Source organism: Citrobacter sp. wls827, from assembly GCF_005280875.1.
Classification (GTDB): domain Bacteria; phylum Pseudomonadota; class Gammaproteobacteria; order Enterobacterales; family Enterobacteriaceae; genus Citrobacter; species Citrobacter youngae.
The window spans coordinates 111,039-129,762 of sequence record NZ_SZWR01000022.1 but is presented as its reverse complement, the minus strand read 5'-3'; the positions used below and the strand labels follow the sequence as shown (position 1 = coordinate 129,762).

Genomic DNA, 18,724 nt, shown 5'->3' with positions numbered 1-18,724 from the left:
GGAAGCCAACATCGAGGCTTCCCGCTCGGGTACGTAGATCGGCAGCCCAAAGCGGCTTTTGACTTCACCGACTTCGGCAACCAGCTCCAGACGCCGTGCCAGTAAATCCAGCAACGCCTTATCAACTTCATCAATTTGATCGCGTAGTGCGGTCAATTCAGCAACCATACCAACCTCTTATGCTACACGCGCCGTCAGTTGGCCGTTTAAATCCTGGCTAATTTCACGCAGTAGCGCATCCGTCATTTCCCAGCTAATGCAGGCATCAGTTACGGAGACGCCGTATTTCATTTCGCTACGTGGCTGTTCGGAGGACTGGTTGCCTTCGTGAATATTACTTTCAATCATCAAGCCGATGATTGAGCGATTGCCATCTTTGATTTGGGCGATCACAGATTCAGCCACGGCTGGCTGGCGACGGTAATCTTTATTGGAATTACCATGACTGCAATCTACCATCAGAGAAGGTCGTAGTCCTGCCTGCTCCATCTCTTTTTCACACTGGGCGACATCCGCTGGGCTGTAGTTCGGCGCTTTACCGCCACGCAGGATCACGTGACCATCTGGATTACCCTGAGTTTGCAGTAGTGCAACCTGCCCCGCCTGGTTAATACCAACAAAGCGGTGTGATTGTGCTGCGGCGCGCATGGCGTTAATTGCCGTCGCCAGGCTCCCATCTGTACCATTCTTAAAACCAACCGGCATGGAAAGACCAGAAGCCATTTCACGATGCGTCTGTGATTCAGTGGTACGCGCACCGATAGCAGACCAGCTAAACAGATCGCCCAGGTATTGCGGGCTGTTTGGATCTAACGCTTCTGTTGCCAGCGGTAGCCCCATATTCACCAGTTCAAGCAGCAGTTGACGCGCAATTTTCAAGCCTGCTTCAACATCAAAAGAGCCATCCATATGAGGATCATTAATTAACCCTTTCCAACCGACGGTGGTACGGGGCTTTTCAAAGTAGACGCGCATCACCAGGTAGAGGCTATCGCTGACCTCTGCGGCAAGGGCTTTAAATCGACGAGCGTACTCAATAGCCGCTTCAGGATCGTGAATCGAGCATGGACCACACACCACCAGCAGTCGCGGGTCGCGACCAGAGATAATGTCTGAAATGGTTTTACGCGACTGAGCGATTTGCGCCTCCTGTGCAAGGCTCAGCGGAAATTCCGCTTTAAGCTGCTCTGGGGTCATCAGAACCTGTTCGTCGGTAATGTGTACGTTGTTCAGCGCGTCTTTTTGCATGATGGTGATCCTGTTTAGCTCGTTTGCGATAGTTTTCCTCAGCGAGGAGATAATCACGATAACACAATAGGTAAAGATTTCAATCCACATTCCGTAAATTTTTATTTACGGAAGACCTTTTTACAGCAAAAACACTGCAAAATTCCGTACAATTAAATTTACACCATTCTATATATGAATCCGCTATGCTTTAAAAAAACGGGGAGAACAGGCAATGAAGCAACTCATCTGTACCTTATTTGTATTATTTCTCAGCGGATGTCAGATAGATCCCTATACTTTTTCCCCTACCTGGACAGGTACCGACTGGTTTGATGCCGGAATACAGGATGCCATTTCAGGCCATGTCGTTAAAGATAACGAGACACTTGCCGACAACTACAATGACCCGGAGGTCGATCGTGCCCAATATCTTAAGGGGTACGCCGAAGGACAAAGGAAAACCTGTCAGCAGGACTTTGTTTACGCGAGAGGATTGACCGGCAAAACCTTCCCCGCCAGTTGCGACACGGTAGACAATGTCAGCCGATTACATGAAGCATGGCAAAAAGGAGCAAACGAAGGAGCAGCCTCAACAAGGTTAAATTAAACAAGAGCTTAAATTTTATAAATTAATGAGATTTAGCTTAAATACTCAATGCACTCATTCCAGGAATAATGACGCCCTGGGAAAATAATGTTATTTTGTTGCAAACAATCTTGAATGTATATCGACGCAATACGGCAAACGCTGGTAGGTACCTATTCATGAGCTTTTCTTACCGACTCATACTTCTACTGGCACTGCTTCTGACCGGATTACCTCTGTACGCTCACAGCGTCACGGAAGAGGCAAAATCTGTGCGCTCTATGGTTTCCGGTATCGTCAGTTATACACGCTGGCCAGCACTTTCAGGGCCACCAAAACTGTGTATATTCTCTTCTTCGCGCTTTTCCAGCGTGCTGGAAGATACCCGAGCAGGAGCACTACCCTATCTTCCTGTCATCATTCATACGGAACAAGAAGTTTTAGTTGCGCAGTGTGATGGTTTTTATTTTGGAAAAGAAAGCCCTACATATCAGGCGGAACTAAAGAATAAATATCCTACTAAGGCATTGTTATTAATTGCCGAACAGAATCCCGAATGCGTTATTGGCAGCGCTTTTTGCCTCATAATTAAAGATGAAGACGTGAGATTTTCCGTAAATATGGATTCCCTGTCACGCAGCGGTGTAAGGGTAAGTCCAGACGTATTGATGCTTGCGCGGAATAAAAAGCATGAATAAGGGTCCTTCTCCCATAAAACGCCCAACGTTTAAGCGGACGCTGCGGCGTATCAGCATAGTCAGCGTACTGGTAACCATGACGCTGATTTGGCTGCTGCTTAGCATTTCGTCTGTGCTGGCTCTGAAGCAATACGCACAAAAGAATCTGGATCTCACGGCAGCAACCATGACCCGCACGCTCGAAGCAGCATTAGTCTTTTCGGATAGCGTCGCAGCGTCGGAAACGCTGGCGGCACTAGGACAGCAAGGGCAATTTTCAGTTGCAGAAGTCCGCAATCAAAAGCAGAAAGTGATCGCCACCTGGCGCTATGACGCGCAGGATACTACTGACAAAATCAGCAGTATCATCAGCCACTGGTTGTTCCCACAACCGGTAACTCAACCCATTTTGCACAATGGCGACGTTATTGGTGAGGTGCGCCTGATTGCTCGCGACAGCGTTATTAGTCATTTCATTTATTTGTCGCTGGCGGTTCTTACCGGATGCATTTTACTGGCATCGGGTATTGCATTAATGCTTACTCGTTATTTACACAATGGTGTCGTGGACGCCCTGCAAAATATTACTGAGGTGGTACATGATGTTCGTACCAATCGTAATTTCTCACGGCGCGTATCTGAAGAACGGATTGAAGAATTTCATCTGTTTGCGCAGGACTTTAATAGCCTGCTGGATGAAATGGAAGAGTGGCAACTACGTCTCCAGGCAAAGAATGCTCAACTGTTGCGTACCGCGCTACATGACCCTTTGACTGGCCTTGCGAACCGTGCCGCATTTCGCAGCAGTATTAACGCACTGATGAACGACGACGCGGCCCACAGCAGCTCTGCGTTGTTATTCCTTGATGGCGATAATTTTAAATTTATTAATGATACCTGGGGACACGCTGCGGGCGATCGGGTCCTGATTGAAGTCGCAAAAAGGCTGGCCGAATTTGGTGGTAATCGGCATCACCCATACCGACTTGGCGGCGATGAATTTGCCATGGTGCTTTACAGCGTCCATTCTGAATACGAAGTTCAACGTATCTGCGCGGCGTTGTCGCAAGAGTTTAATCGACCTTTTGACCTGCATAACGGTCATCTGGCAAGCATGACACTCAGTATTGGTTTTGCGCTGACGTGGGAACATGCCTCTGCCGAGAAATTACAAGAACTTGCCGATCATAATATGTATCAGGCTAAAAATTTGCGCGCTGAGCGCATTATTAAAAAATAAGGAATTACACACATGCTAAGACGTTTATTATCCCCGTTTATTCTCATCATGCTGATTCTGGCAGGCTGTCAGGCACCTCAGGGGAAATTTACCCCAGAGCAAATTGCAGCTATGAAATCGTACGGATTTACTGAAGCTTCAGGAGACTGGTCTCTGGGTTTGTCTGACACCATCCTGTTTGACAAAAACGACTATAAACTCCGCCCTGAAAGTGAAAAGCAAATCCAGGAAATGGCGTCCAAACTGGCTGCTACCGGGTTAAACCATGCTCGTCTGGATGGTCACACCGATAACTATGGCGAGGACAGCTACAACGAAGCTCTGTCGCTCAAACGAGCCAATGTGGTTGCAGACGCCTGGGCTCGGGGTGCCAATATTCCACGAACTAACCTGACAACCCAAGGGCTCGGGAAGAAATACCCGCTTGCCAGCAACCAGACGTCAAAAGGCCGTGCCGAAAACCGCCGCGTTGCAGTCGTGATCTCGACACCGTAATCAATATCCAACTGGCTGCGCGTCGCGCAGTCATCTAATAAAAAAACAAAAAATAAAGGTCGGAATAAAAAAAGGGCCAGCCTTTCGGCCAGCCCTTTTCTAACAGGATGTCGCTTGCGCGAATCTTAGTTAAGACGCTCTTTGATACGAGCAGACTTACCAGTGCGCTCACGCAGGTAGTACAGTTTAGCTTTACGAACAGCACCACGACGTTTAACAGCAATGCTGTCAACTACCGGAGAGTGAGTCTGGAAGACACGCTCAACGCCTTCGCCGTTGGAAATTTTACGAACAGTGAATGCAGAGTGCAGACCGCGGTTACGAATAGCGATAACCACGCCCTCGAATGCCTGCAGACGTTTTTTGGAACCTTCAACAACCCATACTTTCACTTCCACGGTATCACCCGGACGGAAGGAAGGTACGTCCTGCTTCATCTGTTCTTGTTCAAGTTGCTTAATAATGTTGCTCATAATTTAATCTCTTATCCTGGGTAAACTGATATTGGGGGCTTACGCCTGCCCATCATGTTTATGTTGCTGTTGTGCGTGTTCCTTTTTGAACTCCGCCAGCAACCTTGCTTGCTCTTCAGTCAGAGCCAGGTTTTCCAGAAGTTCAGGTCTTCTAAGCCAGGTCCGGCCCAGCGACTGCTTCAAACGCCAGCGACGTATCTCAGCGTGGTTCCCCGACAGTAACACTGCCGGTACTTCCATCTGCTCTAACACTTCAGGTCGGGTATAGTGTGGACAGTCCAGCAACCCGTCAGCAAACGAATCTTCGATTGCCGAAGCCTCATGACCCAGAACCCCCGGAATAAACCGGGAAACGGAGTCGATCAGCGTCATTGCCGGTAACTCACCACCGCTGAGAACGTAATCGCCGATTGACCATTCTTCGTCAATTTCGGTTTGAATCACGCGCTCATCTATTCCTTCATAGCGACCGCACACCAGAATCAACTTTTGATTCGTTGCCAGTTCGCAAACGCCCGCTTGATCAAGCTTGCGTCCCTGAGGTGACAGATAAATCACCTTTGCGCCTTCACCAGCCGCAGCTTTTGCTGCATGAATGGCGTCCCGTAAAGGTTGCACCATCATTAACATCCCCGGTCCGCCGCCGTAAGGACGATCGTCCACGGTACGGTGCCGGTCATGAGTAAAGTCACGAGGACTCCAACTCTGGATGTTCAGCAGGCCATTTTTTACTGCCCGGCCAGTTACCCCGTAATCGGTAATTGCGCGGAACATTTCTGGAAACAGGCTAACGATACCTATAAACACAAGCCAATCCCCATAACGCCGACTTTTACCGTTTATCCGGTGGTTTAAAAACCAGGATCCCAATCTACTTCGATAGTACGAGTAGCGAGATCGACTTTCTTGATAACCTGCCCATCGAGGAACGGCACAAGACGTTCCTTGATACCAAACGCATCTTTCAGGTTTGCCTTGATAACGATGACGTCATTCGAACCGGTTTCCATCATATCGACGACTTTACCGAGATCGTAGCCTTCAGTGGTCACTACCTGGCAGCCCATAAGGTCTTTCCAGTAGTAGGAACCATCTTCCAGCGCTGGCAACTGCGAGGAATCCACGACAATTTCGCAATTAGTCAGTAGATTCGCCGAATCACGATCGTCAACGCCTTTCAGCTTGATGATCAGATCCTGATTGTGGTGCTTCCAGCTTTCCAACTGTACTTGCTGCCACTGACCCGCCTTCTGGATAAACCAGGGCTGATAGTCAAAAATGCTTTCGGCGTCTTCAGTGGAAGAAAACACTCTGAGCCAACCACGGATACCGTAAGAAGACCCCATTTTCCCCAAAACGATGGGTTCCACGGGTGCCTGTGCGGCGAGTTGCTTGCTCATCATGACCACCGTGACAGATTAAGCTGCTTTGTTTGCTGCTTTGATCAGCGTAGCTACGCGATCAGAAATAGTCGCGCCCTGGCCAACCCAGTGAGCGATGCGATCCAGATCCAGGCGAGTGCCTTCTTCTTTTTCGCTAGCGATCGGGTTAAAGAAGCCAACGCGCTCGATGAAGCGACCGTTGCGTGCATTACGGCTGTCGGTAACAACAACCTGGTAGAACGGACGCTTTTTAGCGCCGTGACGAGCTAAACGAATAGTAACCATAACATCCTCTTGTGTGAATAAAACACCCAGGCCCCATCGAGGAACGGAGCCCGGGTGTCATATTAAAAGCCCGAAAATTTTACTGATTTCTGGGGAAAATGCAATCAGCAGTTGATAACTCTGCTATAAAAGGTCGTCGGTGGTGCCGTCAGTTCGGTGCCGGTGTGCGCGCAGCCACCGGAGCGTACACGCAGTACGTGAGGATGGCGAGCACACCCCGGTGCCGAAATGGCAAACAAGCCAGGACGATTAGCGACCGGGGAAGCCGGGGGGCATCATCCCCTTCATACCACGCATCATCTTCGCCATACCGCCCTTCTTCATTTTCTTCATCATGCGCTGCATGTCGTCGAACTGTTTCAGAAGGCGGTTTACGTCCTGTACCTGCATACCGCAACCGGCAGCGATACGGCGTTTGCGGGAGCCTTTGATGATTTCCGGCTTAGCGCGTTCTTTCATCGTCATCGAGTTGATGATGGCTTCCATACGCACCAGCACTTTATCGTCCATCTGCGATTTCACGTTGTCAGGGATCTGCCCCATGCCCGGCAGCTTGCCCATCAGGCTGGCCATGCCGCCCATGTTTTTCATCTGCTTAAGCTGTTCAAGGAAATCGTTCAGATCGAAGCCGTCGCCTTTTTTCAGCTTGCTTGCTAATTTCTCTGCCTGTGCACGGTCAACTTTGCTTTCGATATCTTCGATCAGCGACAGCACGTCGCCCATGCCGAGAATACGTGAGGCAATTCTGTCCGGATGGAACGGCTCCAGCGCTTCCGTTTTCTCACCAACGCCGAGGAATTTAATCGGCTTACCAGTGATATGACGAATAGACAATGCCGCACCGCCACGGGCGTCACCATCGACTTTAGTCAGTACCACACCGGTCAGCGGCAGTGCTTCGTTAAACGCTTTCGCAGTATTCGCAGCATCCTGACCGGTCATGGCATCGACAACAAACAGCGTTTCTACTGGATTGATAGACGCGTGAACCTGTTTGATTTCGTCCATCATCGCTTCATCAACATGCAGACGACCGGCGGTATCCACCAGTAGCACGTCGTAGAATTTGAGCTTAGCTTCTTTCAGCGCGGCATTAACAATATCAATCGGCTTCTGGCCGACATCCGACGGGAAGAAGTCCACACCGACCTGTTCGGCCAACGTTTCCAACTGTTTGATCGCCGCCGGGCGATAGACGTCGGCAGAGACCACCAGCACTTTCTTCTTGTGCTTCTCGCGCAGGAATTTACCCAGCTTACCGACGCTGGTGGTTTTACCCGCACCCTGCAGGCCCGCCATCAGCACCACGGCCGGTGGCTGTGCCGCCAGGTTTAGCGTCTGGTTCTCTTCGCCCATCGCCGAAACCAGTTCGCTACGAACGATTTTGACGAACTCCTGACCCGGGGTCAGGCTCTTGTTAACTTCGTGACCAACCGCTTTCTCTTTTACGCGATTGATAAACTCACGCACTACCGGCAGCGCAACGTCAGCCTCCAGCAGCGCCATGCGCACTTCGCGCAGCGTCTCTTTAACGTTGTCTTCAGTAAGGCGTCCACGGCCACTGATATTGCGCAGCGTGCGCGACAAACGATCGGTTAAATTATCAAACATTGTCTCTCGCCTGGGGTGGAAACGGTCGGTCGCAACAGCGACACATCAACAGAAATTTGTCGCAGTATAACATGAAGCCGCCTTTGTTGTTATGCAACGGTTGGAGCAGCGGTCACGTAACGCTATACTGCTTTTCTTTATCCTTGGCCAACTGTCGACACCCATATGCCCGTTTTTGCTCTGTTAGCCCTTGTCGCCTATTCCGTCAGCCTTGCGCTGATCGTTCCCGCCCTGCTGCAAAAAAACAGCGGCTGGCGGCGTATGGCTATTCTTTCTGCGGTTATCGCGCTGGTCTGTCACGCGTTTGCCCTGGAAGCACGTATTCTGCCAGGTGGTGAAAGCGGACAAAACCTGAGCCTGCTGAACGTCGGTTCTCTGGTTAGCCTGATGATCTGTACCGTCATGACCATTGTGGCCTCGCGCAACCGCGGCTGGCTATTGCTACCGATCGTCTATGCGTTTGCATTAATCAATCTGGCATGCGCTACGTTTATGCCCAACGAATACATCACCCATCTCGAAGCAACTCCGGGCATGATGATTCACATCGGGTTATCGCTGTTCGCTTACGCCACGCTGATTATCGCCGCGCTCTATGCGCTGCAACTGGCATGGATTGACTACCAGTTGAAAAACAAAAAACTGGCCTTCAGCAATGAAATGCCACCGCTGATGAGCATTGAGCGGAAGATGTTTCATATCACCCAGATAGGCGTGGTTCTGCTGACGCTGACGCTGTGTACTGGCCTGTTTTATATGCACAACCTGTTCAGCACAGAAAATATTGATAAAGCCGTTCTGTCTATCGTGGCATGGTTTGTCTATATCGTTCTGCTGTGGGGACATTACCATGAAGGCTGGCGCGGACGTCGTGTCGTCTGGTTTAACGTCGCAGGCGCAGGTATTCTGACGCTGGCCTATTTCGGCAGCCGCATCCTGCAGCAGTTCGTGAGTTAAATCTTTAAGGAACCCTACGTGGAACACATCTCCACCACCACGCTTATTGTCACGCTTCTCATTATGGTGGTCATCTCCGCCTATTTTTCCGGTTCCGAAACCGGAATGATGACCCTGAACCGCTACCGTCTGCGACACCGGGCAAAACAGGGAAATCGTCAGGCAAAACGCGTTGAGAAATTACTTCGCAAGCCGGATCGCCTGATAAGCCTGGTGCTCATCGGGAATAACCTGGTGAATATTTTGGCCTCCGCACTCGGTACCATTGTCGGTATGCGTCTGTATGGCGATGCGGGCGTGGCAATCGCCACCGGGGTCCTGACCTTTGTGGTACTGGTATTTGCTGAAGTATTGCCCAAAACCATTGCCGCGCTGTATCCAGAAAAAGTGGCCTATCCCAGCAGCGTGTTGTTAGCGCCACTGCAAGTACTGATGATGCCGCTTGTCTGGTTACTGAATACCATCACGCGTCTGCTGATGCGGATGATGGGCATCAAAACGGATATCGTGGTGAGCGGTTCGCTGAGTAAAGATGAACTACGCACGCTGGTGAATGAATCGCGCTCGCAAATCTCTCGTCGTAACCAGGATATGCTGCTGTCCGTGCTGGACCTGGAAAAAGTCAGCGTCGATGACATTATGATCCCGCGTAACGAAATCATCGGTATCGATATTAACGATGACTGGAAGTCTATCGTCCGCCAACTTTCTCACTCCCCGCACGGGCGTATTGTGCTGTACCGCGACTCGCTGGACGATGCCATTAGCATGTTGCGCGTGCGTGAAGCGTGGCGACTCATGGCCGAGAAAAAGGAGTTCACCAAAGAGACCATGCTACGCGCCGCCGACGAGATCTACTTTGTCCCGGAAGGCACCCCGCTCAGCACTCAGTTGATCAAATTTCAGCGTAATAAGAAGAAGGTCGGCCTGGTGGTCAACGAATATGGCGATATTCAGGGGTTGGTCACCGTTGAAGATATTCTGGAGGAGATTGTCGGTGACTTCACCACTTCAATGTCACCAACGCTTGCCGAAGAAGTCACGCCGCAGAATGACGGTTCAGTAATTATTGATGGCAGCGCCAACGTTCGTGAAATCAATAAGGCATTTAACTGGCATTTGCCAGAAGATGATGCGCGAACGGTAAACGGTATTATCCTTGAAGCACTGGAAGAGATCCCCGTTGCCGGCACGCGAGTGCGTATTGGGCAGTACGATATCGATATTCTCGACGTGCAGGACAATATGATTAAGCAGGTGCAGGTATTGCCTGTCAAACCGCTACGAGAAAGCGTATCTGACCAGTGAGGATAATCCAGACCGGGTAACGCATCAGCACTACCCGGTCTGAGGCTGATTAGCTTTTTGCCTTCGCCACAGACACCATTGCCGCGCGAATGGTACGTCCGTTAAGGGTATAGCCTTTCTGCATGACCATCAGCACGTTACCGGCAGCAACTTCATCAGACTCAACCATTGCAATAGCCTGGTGTACGTTCGGGTCCATCGGCACATCGATATCCGCAACCACCTGCACGCCAAACTTCGCCACAACATCCAGCATCGACTTGCGGGTCAGTTCAATACCTTCAACCATCGCCGCCATCGCGTCATTATCTTTGTTCGCCACTTCCAGCGCGCGGTCCAGGCTATCCAGCACCGGCAGCAGTTCGTTGACGAATTTTTCCAGCGCAAATTTATGCGCTTTTTCTACGTCAAGTTCGGTACGACGACGCAGGTTTTCCATTTCCGCTTTGATACGCAACACGCTGTCACGCTCGCGCGTTTCAGCTTCTGCAAGCTGAGCCTCCAGATTCGCAATCTTTTCATCGCGCGGATCCACCTGCTCAGCAGAAGCGTCTGATTCTACCGCCTCAACTTCTTCGTGCTGATCCATGATAATTTCTTCCGGGGCTTGCCCCTCAGGCGTTTTCTGTTCTTTACTACTCATGAATTTCTCCGCGTTTTTTTCGCATTCATCTCGCTAACCTGGATTATTATGGGGATAAGATTCAGGGTTTCAAGGGAAGTACTCACATTGTCACTAATCTTCGTTACAAGGACCTCGAGAAAATGAACAAACATTTCAAGTGTATTGGCATTGTGGGGCATCCACGTCACCCCACTGCACTGACCACACATGAAATGCTCTACCGCTGGCTGTGCGTCAAAGGTTATGAGGTTATCGTTGAGCAACAAATCGCCCACGAGCTGCAGTTGAAAAATGTGAAAACCGGTACGCTCGCAGAAATTGGTCAGCAAGCAGACCTCGCCGTAGTCGTCGGTGGCGACGGCAATATGCTGGGGGCTGCACGCACCCTGGCACGCTATGACATCAAAGTTATCGGGATTAACCGCGGCAATCTCGGTTTTCTGACCGATCTTGACCCGGACAATGCCCAACAGCAATTAGCTGACGTACTGGAAGGCCACTACATCAGCGAAAAGCGCTTTTTACTCGAAGCCCAGGTGTGCCAGCAGGATTGCCAGAAGCGCATTAGCACGGCCATCAATGAAGTTGTGTTGCACCCCGGAAAAGTGGCGCACATGATTGAATTTGAAGTCTATATCGATGAAATCTTTGCCTTCTCCCAGCGTTCAGACGGGCTAATTATCTCCACCCCGACCGGCTCTACCGCCTATTCGCTCTCTGCCGGAGGCCCAATTCTGACGCCTTCGCTGGATGCCATTACACTGGTGCCGATGTTCCCACATACGCTTTCCGCACGACCGCTGGTGATCAACAGTAGCAGCACCATTCGCCTGCGCTTCTCTCATCGCCGTAACGATCTTGAGATCAGCTGCGACAGCCAGATCGCCCTGCCTATACAGGAAGGTGAAGACGTATTGATTCGCCGCTGTGATTATCATCTGAACCTGATACACCCAAAAGATTACAGTTATTTCAATACATTAAGCACTAAATTAGGCTGGTCAAAAAAATTATTCTAATTTAACGTCAACCTCTTTACTGTATAAAAAACCAGTTTATACTGTATGTAATTACAGTTATGGTTTTTCATACAGGAAAACAACTATGTTGGCACAACTGACCATCAGCAATTTTGCTATCGTTCGTGAACTGGAGATCGATTTCCAAAGCGGAATGACCGTCATCACCGGCGAGACCGGTGCGGGTAAATCCATTGCCATTGATGCTCTCGGGTTGTGTCTGGGCGGGCGGGCAGAGGCCGACATGGTACGTACAGATGCCACACGCGCCGATCTGTGCGCGCGCTTCTCTTTAAAAGATACCCCTGCGGCGCTACGCTGGCTGGAAGAGAACCAGCTTGAAGAAGGTCGTGAGTGTTTGTTACGCCGCGTAATCAGCAGCGACGGACGCTCCCGCGGATTTATCAATGGCACTGCCGTTCCCCTGTCACAGCTCCGTGAACTGGGCCAGTTGCTTATTCAAATCCATGGCCAGCACGCGCATCAACTCCTGACAAAATCGGAACACCAAAAGTTCCTGCTTGATGGTTACGCTAATGAAGCATCCCTGATTCAGGAAATGTCCGCGCGCTACCAGCTTTGGCACCAAAGCTGCCGCGACCTGGCGCATCATCAGCAACAAAGCCAGGAACGCGCTGCCCGGGCGGAACTGTTGCAATATCAGTTAAAAGAGCTGAACGAATTCAACCCCCAGGCAGGCGAGTTTGAGCAAATTGATGAAGAGTACAAGCGTCTGGCTAACAGCGGGCAGTTGCTCACCACCAGCCAGCAAGCGCTGGCGATCATGGCAGACGGCGAAGACGTTAATCTGCAAAGCCAGCTGTACACGGCAAAACAGCTGGTCAGCGAACTGGCGGGAATGGACGGTAAGCTCTCCGGTATTCTGGACATGCTGGAAGAGGCGACAATCCAGCTCAGCGAAGCCAGCGATGAGCTGCGCCACTATTGCGATCGTCTGGATTTAGACCCTAACCGTTTGTTCGAGCTTGAACAGCGAATTTCTAAGCAAATCTCTCTGGCGCGTAAGCATCACGTCGCCCCTGAAGCACTGCCACAGTTTTACCAGTCCCTGCTTGATGAGCAACAGCAGCTTGACGATCAGGCTGATTCGCTCGAAACCTTAACCCTGGCGGTAAACACGCACCACCAGCAGGCGCTGGAAACAGCAAAAATATTGCACCGCCAGCGCCAGCATTATGCTCAGGAGCTGGGACAACTCATCACAGAAAGCATGCATGCTCTCTCGATGCCGCACGGTGTCTTTTGCATTGATGTGAAATTTGAGGAACACCATCTGAGCGCAGACGGTGCCGATCGTGTGGAATTCAAAGTTACCACTAACCCGGGTCAGCCGTTACAGCCGATTGCGAAAGTCGCTTCCGGTGGTGAGTTGTCGCGCATTGCGCTGGCTATTCAGGTGATTACCGCGCGTAAAATGGAAACTCCTGCGCTGATTTTCGATGAAGTCGACGTTGGTATCAGTGGTCCGACGGCAGCGGTTGTGGGTAAGCTACTGCGTCAATTGGGTGAATCAACCCAGGTGATGTGTGTGACTCACCTGCCGCAGGTTGCTGGTTGCGGTCATCAACATTTCTATGTCAGCAAAGAAACTGACGGCGCAATGACCGAAACACACATGCAGCCGCTGGATAAACGCGCTCGCCTGCAGGAATTAGCCCGCCTGCTTGGCGGTAGCGAAGTGACGCGTAATACCCTCGCAAATGCAAAAGAACTGCTGGCGGCATAAACTTTTTTACCTTGTGACGGTCTGAGTTCAACATAAAATCGCCGACCGACCCGACAGCAAAAGGTTTTAAAGTGGTGAAAGGTCTATTATCATCGGCATATTACATATGAGCCACGTACTGCTCGGGCCCGAAAAGGAATCAAATCACTATGCGCTGTAAAACGCTGACTGCTGCTGCAGCAGTACTACTGATGTTGACTGCAGGCTGTTCCACTCTGGAGCGAGTGGTTTACCGCCCTGACATCAACCAGGGAAATTATCTGACACCTACCGATGTCGCCAAAGTGCGTACAGGTATGACGCAACAGCAAGTTGCTTATGCACTGGGTACACCAATGATGTCCGATCCTTTTGGTACTAACACCTGGTTTTATGTGTTCCGTCAGCAGCCAGGGCATGAAGGCGTTACTCAGCAAACGCTGACGCTGACCTTTAACAGCAGCGGCGTATTAACCAACATTGATAACAAACCTGCTCTGACCGACAACAAGTAGGTTTGAGAGATCAAAAAAAGGTGCTCAATGAGCACCTTTTTTATTGTCTGTTATTTTTTAGCGGATTTCTCTGCTCGCTGCCTGCGCAGTTCTTTCGGATCAGCAATCAATGGCCGATAAATTTCCACCCGATCGCCGTCATGCAAAACATCAGCAAGCTTAACCGGACGGCTGTAGATGCCCACCTTATTTTTGCTGAGATCGATATCAGTACGTAGCTCCAGCAATCCCGAAGCGCGAATCGCCTCTTCGACGGTTGCGCCCTGCTGCAACGTCACGCGCTGCAGATACTGTTTCTCGGGCAGCGCGTACGCTACTTCAACGACAATTTTAGCCGACGCTGACACTGTAAACCTCTTTCGCGCGAACCGTGAAGGCCTGCACCATATTAGAAGCCAGCTCTTTAAAGATGCGGCCAAACGCCAGTTCGATTAACTTATTGGTGAACTCAAAATCGAGATGAAACTCAATACGACACGCTTCATGACTTAGTGGCGTAAACTTCCAGCCGCCAATCAGTTTCTTGAACGGTCCATCGACCAGATGCATCAGGATGCTCTGGTTACTGGTCAGTTGATTACGCGTGGTGAACGTTTTGCTGATCCCTGCTTTCGAGACATCCACAGCGGCCGTCATTTGCCCCGGAGTCGACTCCAGGACGCGGCTTCCGGTGCAACCCGGTAAAAACTGAGGATAGGATTTAACATCATTCACTAACTGATACATCTGTTCCGCACTGTAAGGTACTAAAGCGGTCCGGCTAATCTGAGGCATAACAATTTCCATCAATATCAATCGTGCAAATAATACCATTTATCATCCGCTAAAAAAAACGCTATAGCCCAACTCGTGCTAAGATAGCGCCTTGCGCCCCGCTGGATGAAATGGGGTGTTTTTCAATTCCAGATTACCTATACTGAGCGGCATTATGACGAAGAAAAAAGCACACAAACCTGGCTCAGCCACAATCGCGCTCAACAAGCGCGCACGACACGAATACTTTATTGAAGAAGAGTTCGAAGCTGGACTCGCACTGCAAGGCTGGGAAGTCAAATCCCTGCGCGCAGGAAAGGCCAATATTGGCGATAGCTATGTCATTCTCAAAGACGGCGAAGCGTTCCTGTTTGGCGCCAACTTCACGCCGATGGCCGTTGCCTCAACGCACGTCGTGTGTGACCCTACTCGCACCCGTAAGCTTCTGTTAAACCAACGCGAACTTGACTCCTTATATGGACGCATGAATCGTGACGGTTACACCGTCGTGGCACTTTCGCTGTACTGGAAGAATGCCTGGTGCAAAGTCAAAATTGGCGTCGCAAAAGGGAAGAAACAGCACGACAAGCGTTCCGATGTAAAAGAACGTGAGTGGCAGTTGGACAAAGCTCGTATTATGAAAAATGCAGGTCGATAAATCCCCTCTCAGCGGCCAGTCTCTCATCATGAGGCTGGCTCTTATTGTTTAGTTATTGAAACCCACCCATTATATTCACCAAAATTATAGTTTTTACACCGCTGAATCGTTCAAACCTAAAATAGTCTTTTCATTATTTTATCGGGTCCATAGCTTAATAAAATAAAACTTCAAGAGCGTATCGTTTATATTTTACGCCTCACCAATAACACTATTATTACTGGTGTTTATTAGATTTGTAAAAAACCACAAAGAGGAAAAACAACTTTATATACAGCGAGTTAGATTTCAACAACAACCAAAACACGTACTGGAAAGTATCCTTTTCAATTACCTCAATGTATTTTTAATATAGATAATTTGCGTAATACATCCTTTCTGACTATATCATCTAATACGAAAGAACTATTCAGACTCAGGGGCCCTGACGTATTCGAAAAACAAACTGATACCTGCGTGACCTAATCAATGAAACCACATGTGCAAACTCATCTATACGATGAACGGGCACCTGTCAGCTCATTCTCCCAACACGCTATTGTGGATTAATACTCTCGGCCTGCCATCAGGAGTGAATATATGCGTCTACTCGCCGTTGTATCAAAATTGACTGGTGTTTCCACAAATATTGAAGCTTCAGAAGTCACGCTCAATTCACCTTCCATCGTGAAGCTGTCTGTTTCTCGTGAAGAAATCAGTCAGCTTACCCGCGTAAATCAGGATCTGATTGTCACACTCCGCTCTGGTGAAACTATCACAATTAAAAACTTTTACGTTGGCAAAGGTGATGAACAAAGCCAGCTCGTACTTGAAGATAGTAACGGCGCACTATGGTGGGTTCAGGATACGGATGGCGCATTCCACTATCAGCATCTGGACGATCTCACCCCATTGATGGCGAGCGAAGGCAGTCATGAAGGAGGCGCAGTTTGGCCCTGGGTTCTTGGCGGGATCGCGGTCGCTGGCGGAGTTGGCCTCGCTGCAGGTGGCGGCGGTGGCGGTGGCGGTGGCGGTGGGGGGAGCGATAACAACGCTGGAAACGATAATGGTGGCAATGGCAATGGCAATGGCAATGGCAATGGCAATGGCAATGGCGATGGCAATGACAATGGCAATGGCGATGGCGATGGTGGCGATCCGCCGACAACAACCCCTAACATGCCAGACGTGCCCGTTATTACCAGCGTGATCGATAATCAGGAGCTGATTACAGGTCCTGTCAATCAGCAGGAATCCACCAACGATAATACGCCTACTCTTCAGGGCACTGGCCCCGCAAATGCCACCTTACATATTTTTGATAACGGTGTCGAAATAGGACAGGTCACTATCGATGCCAACGGCAACTGGACGTTTACTCCATCTTCCCCGCTCGCGGAAGGCGCTCACCAGTTTACGGTCAGCGCATCAAACAATGCGGGCAGCAGCGCAATCTCAGACAGTTGGGTCATTACCGTCGATACCACCCCACCTGCCGCCGCAGTAATTTCTTCAGTGAACCTGGAAGGCACCATGGTGACGGGTAGTGCAGAGCCCGGAAGCACTGTCACCATCATTGGCAGTAACAACCAGGTTCTGGGTTCAGCAATCGTCGGTTCAGGCAGCACCTTCACTATTGGCATATCACCCTCGCAAACACATGGTGAAACGCTGACAGCAAAGATTCAGGATGAAGCAGGCAATATCGGGCCAGATACCTCATTCAGTGCCTCAAATTCCGGTTATCCAGGCGTCCCCGTGATTGTCAGCGTTATGGATGATGTCGCGCCCTCCGTTGGGTCATTGACCAACAATCAGTCCACTAATGATGCGACCCCAACGCTTTCCGGGACAGCTGACGCCAACAGTACGGTTAAAATTTACAATAACGGGGCATATATCGACAGCGTCGTCGCCGACAGCAACGGTAGTTGGGACTGGACCTCCAGCACAAACTTGCGGGACGGCTCATACGCCTTCACCGCTACGGCAACCAACCACCTGGGTACGGGGGGAATATCGACGGCATTCAATATCAATATCGATACTCAGCCGCCGTTATCACCAGACAATCTGAACGTATCTGCCGATGGTGCTGTCGTCACTGGTACGGCTGAACCCGGCAGTACCGTGACTATAACCGACAATAATAATCATTTAATCGGCAGTGGCGTTACCGGGCCAGATGGCTCGTTTACTATCACCATAAACCCACCACAAACCAATGGCGAAACCATAGCCGCTATCGCTACCGATCCAGCAGGAAACCCGAGTTTGCCAGAAACAGCACTCGCTCCCGATATCACCGCCCCGCTACCGCCCGCAAACCTGACAATCAATAACGCGGGCGATGAGGTTTCCGGCACGGCAGAGCCCAACAGTACCGTACATATTCTCAATCCTGGTGGCACTATCATTGGCACGACCACCGCTGATGCTGACGGAGATTTCACCGCCACACTGGTTCCGCCACAAACGAACGGCGAACATCTTGTCGCCAATGCAATGGATGCAGCAGGTAATACCAGTGATAACACAGCAGTCACCGCACCAGACAGCACCGCCCCTGACGCACCGACAGGGGTAATTGTCGCCGGGGATGGTGGTTCAGTCAGTGGACATGCTGAAATCGGCAGCACTATCACCGTAAAAGACAGCAACGGGAATACGATTGGCGTGGGTCAGGCAGACAGCGGCGGTCACTTTGCCGTGTCGATCACCCCGTCACAAAACAATGGTGAAACGGTAAAAGTGACCGCAACGGACAGCGCAGGCAACGAAAGTCTGCCCGCTTCCGCGCTGGCTCCGGATATTACCGCGCCAGACCAACCGATTATTATTGCCGTCTTAGACGATGTTCCCGACGTCATCGGAAAAATTGATAACAACACGCTGACAAACGACGATAAACCGGAAATTAAGGGCACCGCCGAAGCGGGCTCGCAGGTAAAAATTTATGATAATGGCACCCTGCTAGCCACCGTTACCGCCGATATCAATGGTAACTGGGACTACACGCCGACCACCGCGCTGAGCCAGGGCGCACACGTGTTTACGGTTACGGCAACTGATGCCGCCAACAACACCAGTAGCGCCGCCAGTTGGAAAATCATTGTCGATAGCGTCGCGCCGACCGTCCCGGTTATTACTCTGATTAGCGATGACGTCGGAACCATCACCGGTAACATCGCGAATAACAACGGGG

At 50.4% G+C, this 18,724-nt stretch carries 21 protein-coding genes; 11 read left to right on the top strand and 10 right to left on the bottom strand.

The window, feature by feature from the left end; all coding sequences use genetic code 11:
- Nucleotides 1-168, bottom strand: a 168-nt coding sequence (locus FDX03_RS23650) for a chorismate mutase (protein WP_249357117.1), incomplete at its 3' end; no start/stop codon positions are given.
- A 9-nt stretch (nt 169-177) separates the two neighbouring features.
- Nucleotides 178-1,248, bottom strand: a complete 1,071-nt coding sequence (gene aroF, locus FDX03_RS19260) for a 3-deoxy-7-phosphoheptulonate synthase AroF (RefSeq protein WP_005130422.1) — start codon at nt 1,246-1,248, stop codon at nt 178-180.
- 214 nt (nt 1,249-1,462) lie between these two features.
- Between aroF and FDX03_RS19255 the strand changes: the two genes are divergently transcribed.
- The 4 genes from FDX03_RS19255 to FDX03_RS19240 all read left to right on the top strand — a co-directional run bounded on the left by FDX03_RS19255 (nt 1,463) and on the right by FDX03_RS19240 (nt 4,228).
- Complete coding sequence (locus tag FDX03_RS19255) at nt 1,463-1,837, top strand: DUF2799 domain-containing protein (protein WP_048212935.1); 375 nt, start codon at nt 1,463-1,465, stop codon at nt 1,835-1,837.
- A gap of 158 nt (nt 1,838-1,995) precedes the next feature.
- Entirely contained in the window at nt 1,996-2,514 is a 519-nt protein-coding gene (locus tag FDX03_RS19250; protein WP_040234078.1) for a YfiR family protein, read from the top strand.
- Nucleotides 2,507-3,733 (top strand): diguanylate cyclase DgcN, encoded by a 1,227-nt coding sequence (dgcN, locus tag FDX03_RS19245; protein WP_048212936.1) that lies wholly within the window; start codon nt 2,507-2,509, stop codon nt 3,731-3,733. The genes FDX03_RS19250 and dgcN overlap by 8 nt, the downstream gene beginning before the upstream one ends.
- A 12-nt stretch (nt 3,734-3,745) precedes the next feature.
- Entirely contained in the window at nt 3,746-4,228 is a 483-nt protein-coding gene (locus FDX03_RS19240) for an OmpA family protein (RefSeq protein WP_048212937.1), read from the top strand.
- A gap of 125 nt (nt 4,229-4,353) precedes the next feature.
- Here FDX03_RS19240 and rplS read toward each other — a convergent pair whose 3' ends face one another.
- The 5 genes from rplS to ffh all read right to left on the bottom strand — a co-directional run bounded on the left by rplS (nt 4,354) and on the right by ffh (nt 7,979).
- A complete protein-coding gene (gene rplS / locus FDX03_RS19235) occupies nt 4,354-4,701 on the bottom strand; it encodes a 50S ribosomal protein L19 (protein ID WP_002914145.1) in 348 nt (115 codons plus the stop codon).
- Nucleotides 4,702-4,740: 39 nt separating this feature from the next.
- The gene (trmD, locus tag FDX03_RS19230) at nt 4,741-5,508 is read right to left on the bottom strand and encodes a tRNA (guanosine(37)-N1)-methyltransferase TrmD (protein ID WP_061068379.1); all 768 of its coding nucleotides are present in this window, start codon (nt 5,506-5,508) and stop codon (nt 4,741-4,743) included.
- Nucleotides 5,509-5,552: 44 nt separating this feature from the next.
- A complete protein-coding gene (gene rimM, locus FDX03_RS19225; RefSeq protein ID WP_003031230.1) occupies nt 5,553-6,101 on the bottom strand; it encodes a ribosome maturation factor RimM in 549 nt (182 codons plus the stop codon).
- Between the two features lie 18 nt (nt 6,102-6,119).
- Nucleotides 6,120-6,368: a 30S ribosomal protein S16 gene (gene rpsP / locus FDX03_RS19220; RefSeq protein ID WP_003031228.1), complete on the bottom strand. Its 249-nt coding sequence runs from the start codon at nt 6,366-6,368 to the stop codon at nt 6,120-6,122.
- A 249-nt stretch (nt 6,369-6,617) separates the two neighbouring features.
- Nucleotides 6,618-7,979, bottom strand: a complete 1,362-nt coding sequence (ffh, locus tag FDX03_RS19215) for a signal recognition particle protein (protein WP_115601633.1) — start codon at nt 7,977-7,979, stop codon at nt 6,618-6,620.
- A 165-nt stretch (nt 7,980-8,144) separates the two neighbouring features.
- Here ffh and FDX03_RS19205 point away from each other — a divergent pair, with 165 nt between their 5' ends.
- Entirely contained in the window at nt 8,145-8,936 is a 792-nt protein-coding gene (locus tag FDX03_RS19205; protein WP_048212939.1) for an inner membrane protein YpjD, read from the top strand.
- A gap of 18 nt (nt 8,937-8,954) precedes the next feature.
- On the top strand, nt 8,955-10,244 hold the full coding sequence (locus FDX03_RS19200) for an HlyC/CorC family transporter (protein ID WP_101742785.1): 1,290 nt from the start codon (nt 8,955-8,957) through the stop codon (nt 10,242-10,244).
- A gap of 49 nt (nt 10,245-10,293) precedes the next feature.
- Here the strand turns inward: FDX03_RS19200 and grpE are convergent, their stop codons facing one another.
- Complete coding sequence (gene grpE, locus FDX03_RS19195) at nt 10,294-10,887, bottom strand: nucleotide exchange factor GrpE (protein ID WP_048212941.1); 594 nt, start codon at nt 10,885-10,887, stop codon at nt 10,294-10,296.
- Nucleotides 10,888-11,009: 122 nt separating this feature from the next.
- Between grpE and nadK the strand changes: the two genes are divergently transcribed.
- The 3 genes from nadK to bamE all read left to right on the top strand — a co-directional run bounded on the left by nadK (nt 11,010) and on the right by bamE (nt 14,129).
- Nucleotides 11,010-11,888, top strand: a complete 879-nt coding sequence (gene nadK, locus FDX03_RS19190) for an NAD(+) kinase (protein ID WP_005130436.1) — start codon at nt 11,010-11,012, stop codon at nt 11,886-11,888.
- 85 nt (nt 11,889-11,973) lie between these two features.
- Nucleotides 11,974-13,635, top strand: coding sequence for a DNA repair protein RecN (gene recN, locus FDX03_RS19185; protein WP_137346421.1), 1,662 nt, complete (start codon nt 11,974-11,976; stop codon nt 13,633-13,635).
- A gap of 149 nt (nt 13,636-13,784) precedes the next feature.
- Complete coding sequence (gene bamE, locus FDX03_RS19180; protein ID WP_003826401.1) at nt 13,785-14,129, top strand: outer membrane protein assembly factor BamE; 345 nt, start codon at nt 13,785-13,787, stop codon at nt 14,127-14,129.
- Between the two features lie 50 nt (nt 14,130-14,179).
- Here bamE and FDX03_RS19175 read toward each other — a convergent pair whose 3' ends face one another.
- Nucleotides 14,180-14,476, bottom strand: a complete 297-nt coding sequence (locus FDX03_RS19175) for an RnfH family protein (protein WP_003839823.1) — start codon at nt 14,474-14,476, stop codon at nt 14,180-14,182.
- Complete coding sequence (gene ratA, locus FDX03_RS19170; RefSeq protein WP_003031213.1) at nt 14,460-14,903, bottom strand: type II toxin-antitoxin system toxin RatA; 444 nt, start codon at nt 14,901-14,903, stop codon at nt 14,460-14,462. The genes FDX03_RS19175 and ratA overlap by 17 nt, the downstream gene beginning before the upstream one ends.
- A 154-nt stretch (nt 14,904-15,057) precedes the next feature.
- Here ratA and smpB point away from each other — a divergent pair, with 154 nt between their 5' ends.
- Together smpB and FDX03_RS23645 are read left to right on the top strand one after the other, a co-directional pair.
- On the top strand, nt 15,058-15,540 hold the full coding sequence (smpB, locus tag FDX03_RS19165) for an SsrA-binding protein SmpB (protein ID WP_003031211.1): 483 nt from the start codon (nt 15,058-15,060) through the stop codon (nt 15,538-15,540).
- A gap of 579 nt (nt 15,541-16,119) precedes the next feature.
- Nucleotides 16,120-18,724: Ig-like domain-containing protein (locus FDX03_RS23645; protein ID WP_249357114.1), on the top strand; the 2,605-nt coding region annotated here is incomplete at its 3' end.

What these genes read in the sequence shown, in the direction of transcription:
- aroF (WP_005130422.1), bottom strand. Translation starts at nt 1,248, where the DNA reads ATGCAAAAAGACGCGCTGAACAACGTACACATTACCGACGAACAGGTT.
- FDX03_RS19255 (WP_048212935.1), top strand. Translation starts at nt 1,463, where the DNA reads ATGAAGCAACTCATCTGTACCTTATTTGTATTATTTCTCAGCGGATGT.
- FDX03_RS19250 (WP_040234078.1), top strand. Translation starts at nt 1,996, where the DNA reads ATGAGCTTTTCTTACCGACTCATACTTCTACTGGCACTGCTTCTGACC.
- dgcN (WP_048212936.1), top strand. Translation starts at nt 2,507, where the DNA reads ATGAATAAGGGTCCTTCTCCCATAAAACGCCCAACGTTTAAGCGGACG.
- FDX03_RS19240 (WP_048212937.1), top strand. Translation starts at nt 3,746, where the DNA reads ATGCTAAGACGTTTATTATCCCCGTTTATTCTCATCATGCTGATTCTG.
- rplS (WP_002914145.1), bottom strand. Translation starts at nt 4,701, where the DNA reads ATGAGCAACATTATTAAGCAACTTGAACAAGAACAGATGAAGCAGGAC.
- rimM (WP_003031230.1), bottom strand. Translation starts at nt 6,101, where the DNA reads ATGAGCAAGCAACTCGCCGCACAGGCACCCGTGGAACCCATCGTTTTG.
- rpsP (WP_003031228.1), bottom strand. Translation starts at nt 6,368, where the DNA reads ATGGTTACTATTCGTTTAGCTCGTCACGGCGCTAAAAAGCGTCCGTTC.
- ffh (WP_115601633.1), bottom strand. Translation starts at nt 7,979, where the DNA reads ATGTTTGATAATTTAACCGATCGTTTGTCGCGCACGCTGCGCAATATC.
- FDX03_RS19205 (WP_048212939.1), top strand. Translation starts at nt 8,145, where the DNA reads ATGCCCGTTTTTGCTCTGTTAGCCCTTGTCGCCTATTCCGTCAGCCTT.
- grpE (WP_048212941.1), bottom strand. Translation starts at nt 10,887, where the DNA reads ATGAGTAGTAAAGAACAGAAAACGCCTGAGGGGCAAGCCCCGGAAGAA.
- nadK (WP_005130436.1), top strand. Translation starts at nt 11,010, where the DNA reads ATGAACAAACATTTCAAGTGTATTGGCATTGTGGGGCATCCACGTCAC.
- recN (WP_137346421.1), top strand. Translation starts at nt 11,974, where the DNA reads ATGTTGGCACAACTGACCATCAGCAATTTTGCTATCGTTCGTGAACTG.
- bamE (WP_003826401.1), top strand. Translation starts at nt 13,785, where the DNA reads ATGCGCTGTAAAACGCTGACTGCTGCTGCAGCAGTACTACTGATGTTG.
- ratA (WP_003031213.1), bottom strand. Translation starts at nt 14,903, where the DNA reads ATGCCTCAGATTAGCCGGACCGCTTTAGTACCTTACAGTGCGGAACAG.
- smpB (WP_003031211.1), top strand. Translation starts at nt 15,058, where the DNA reads ATGACGAAGAAAAAAGCACACAAACCTGGCTCAGCCACAATCGCGCTC.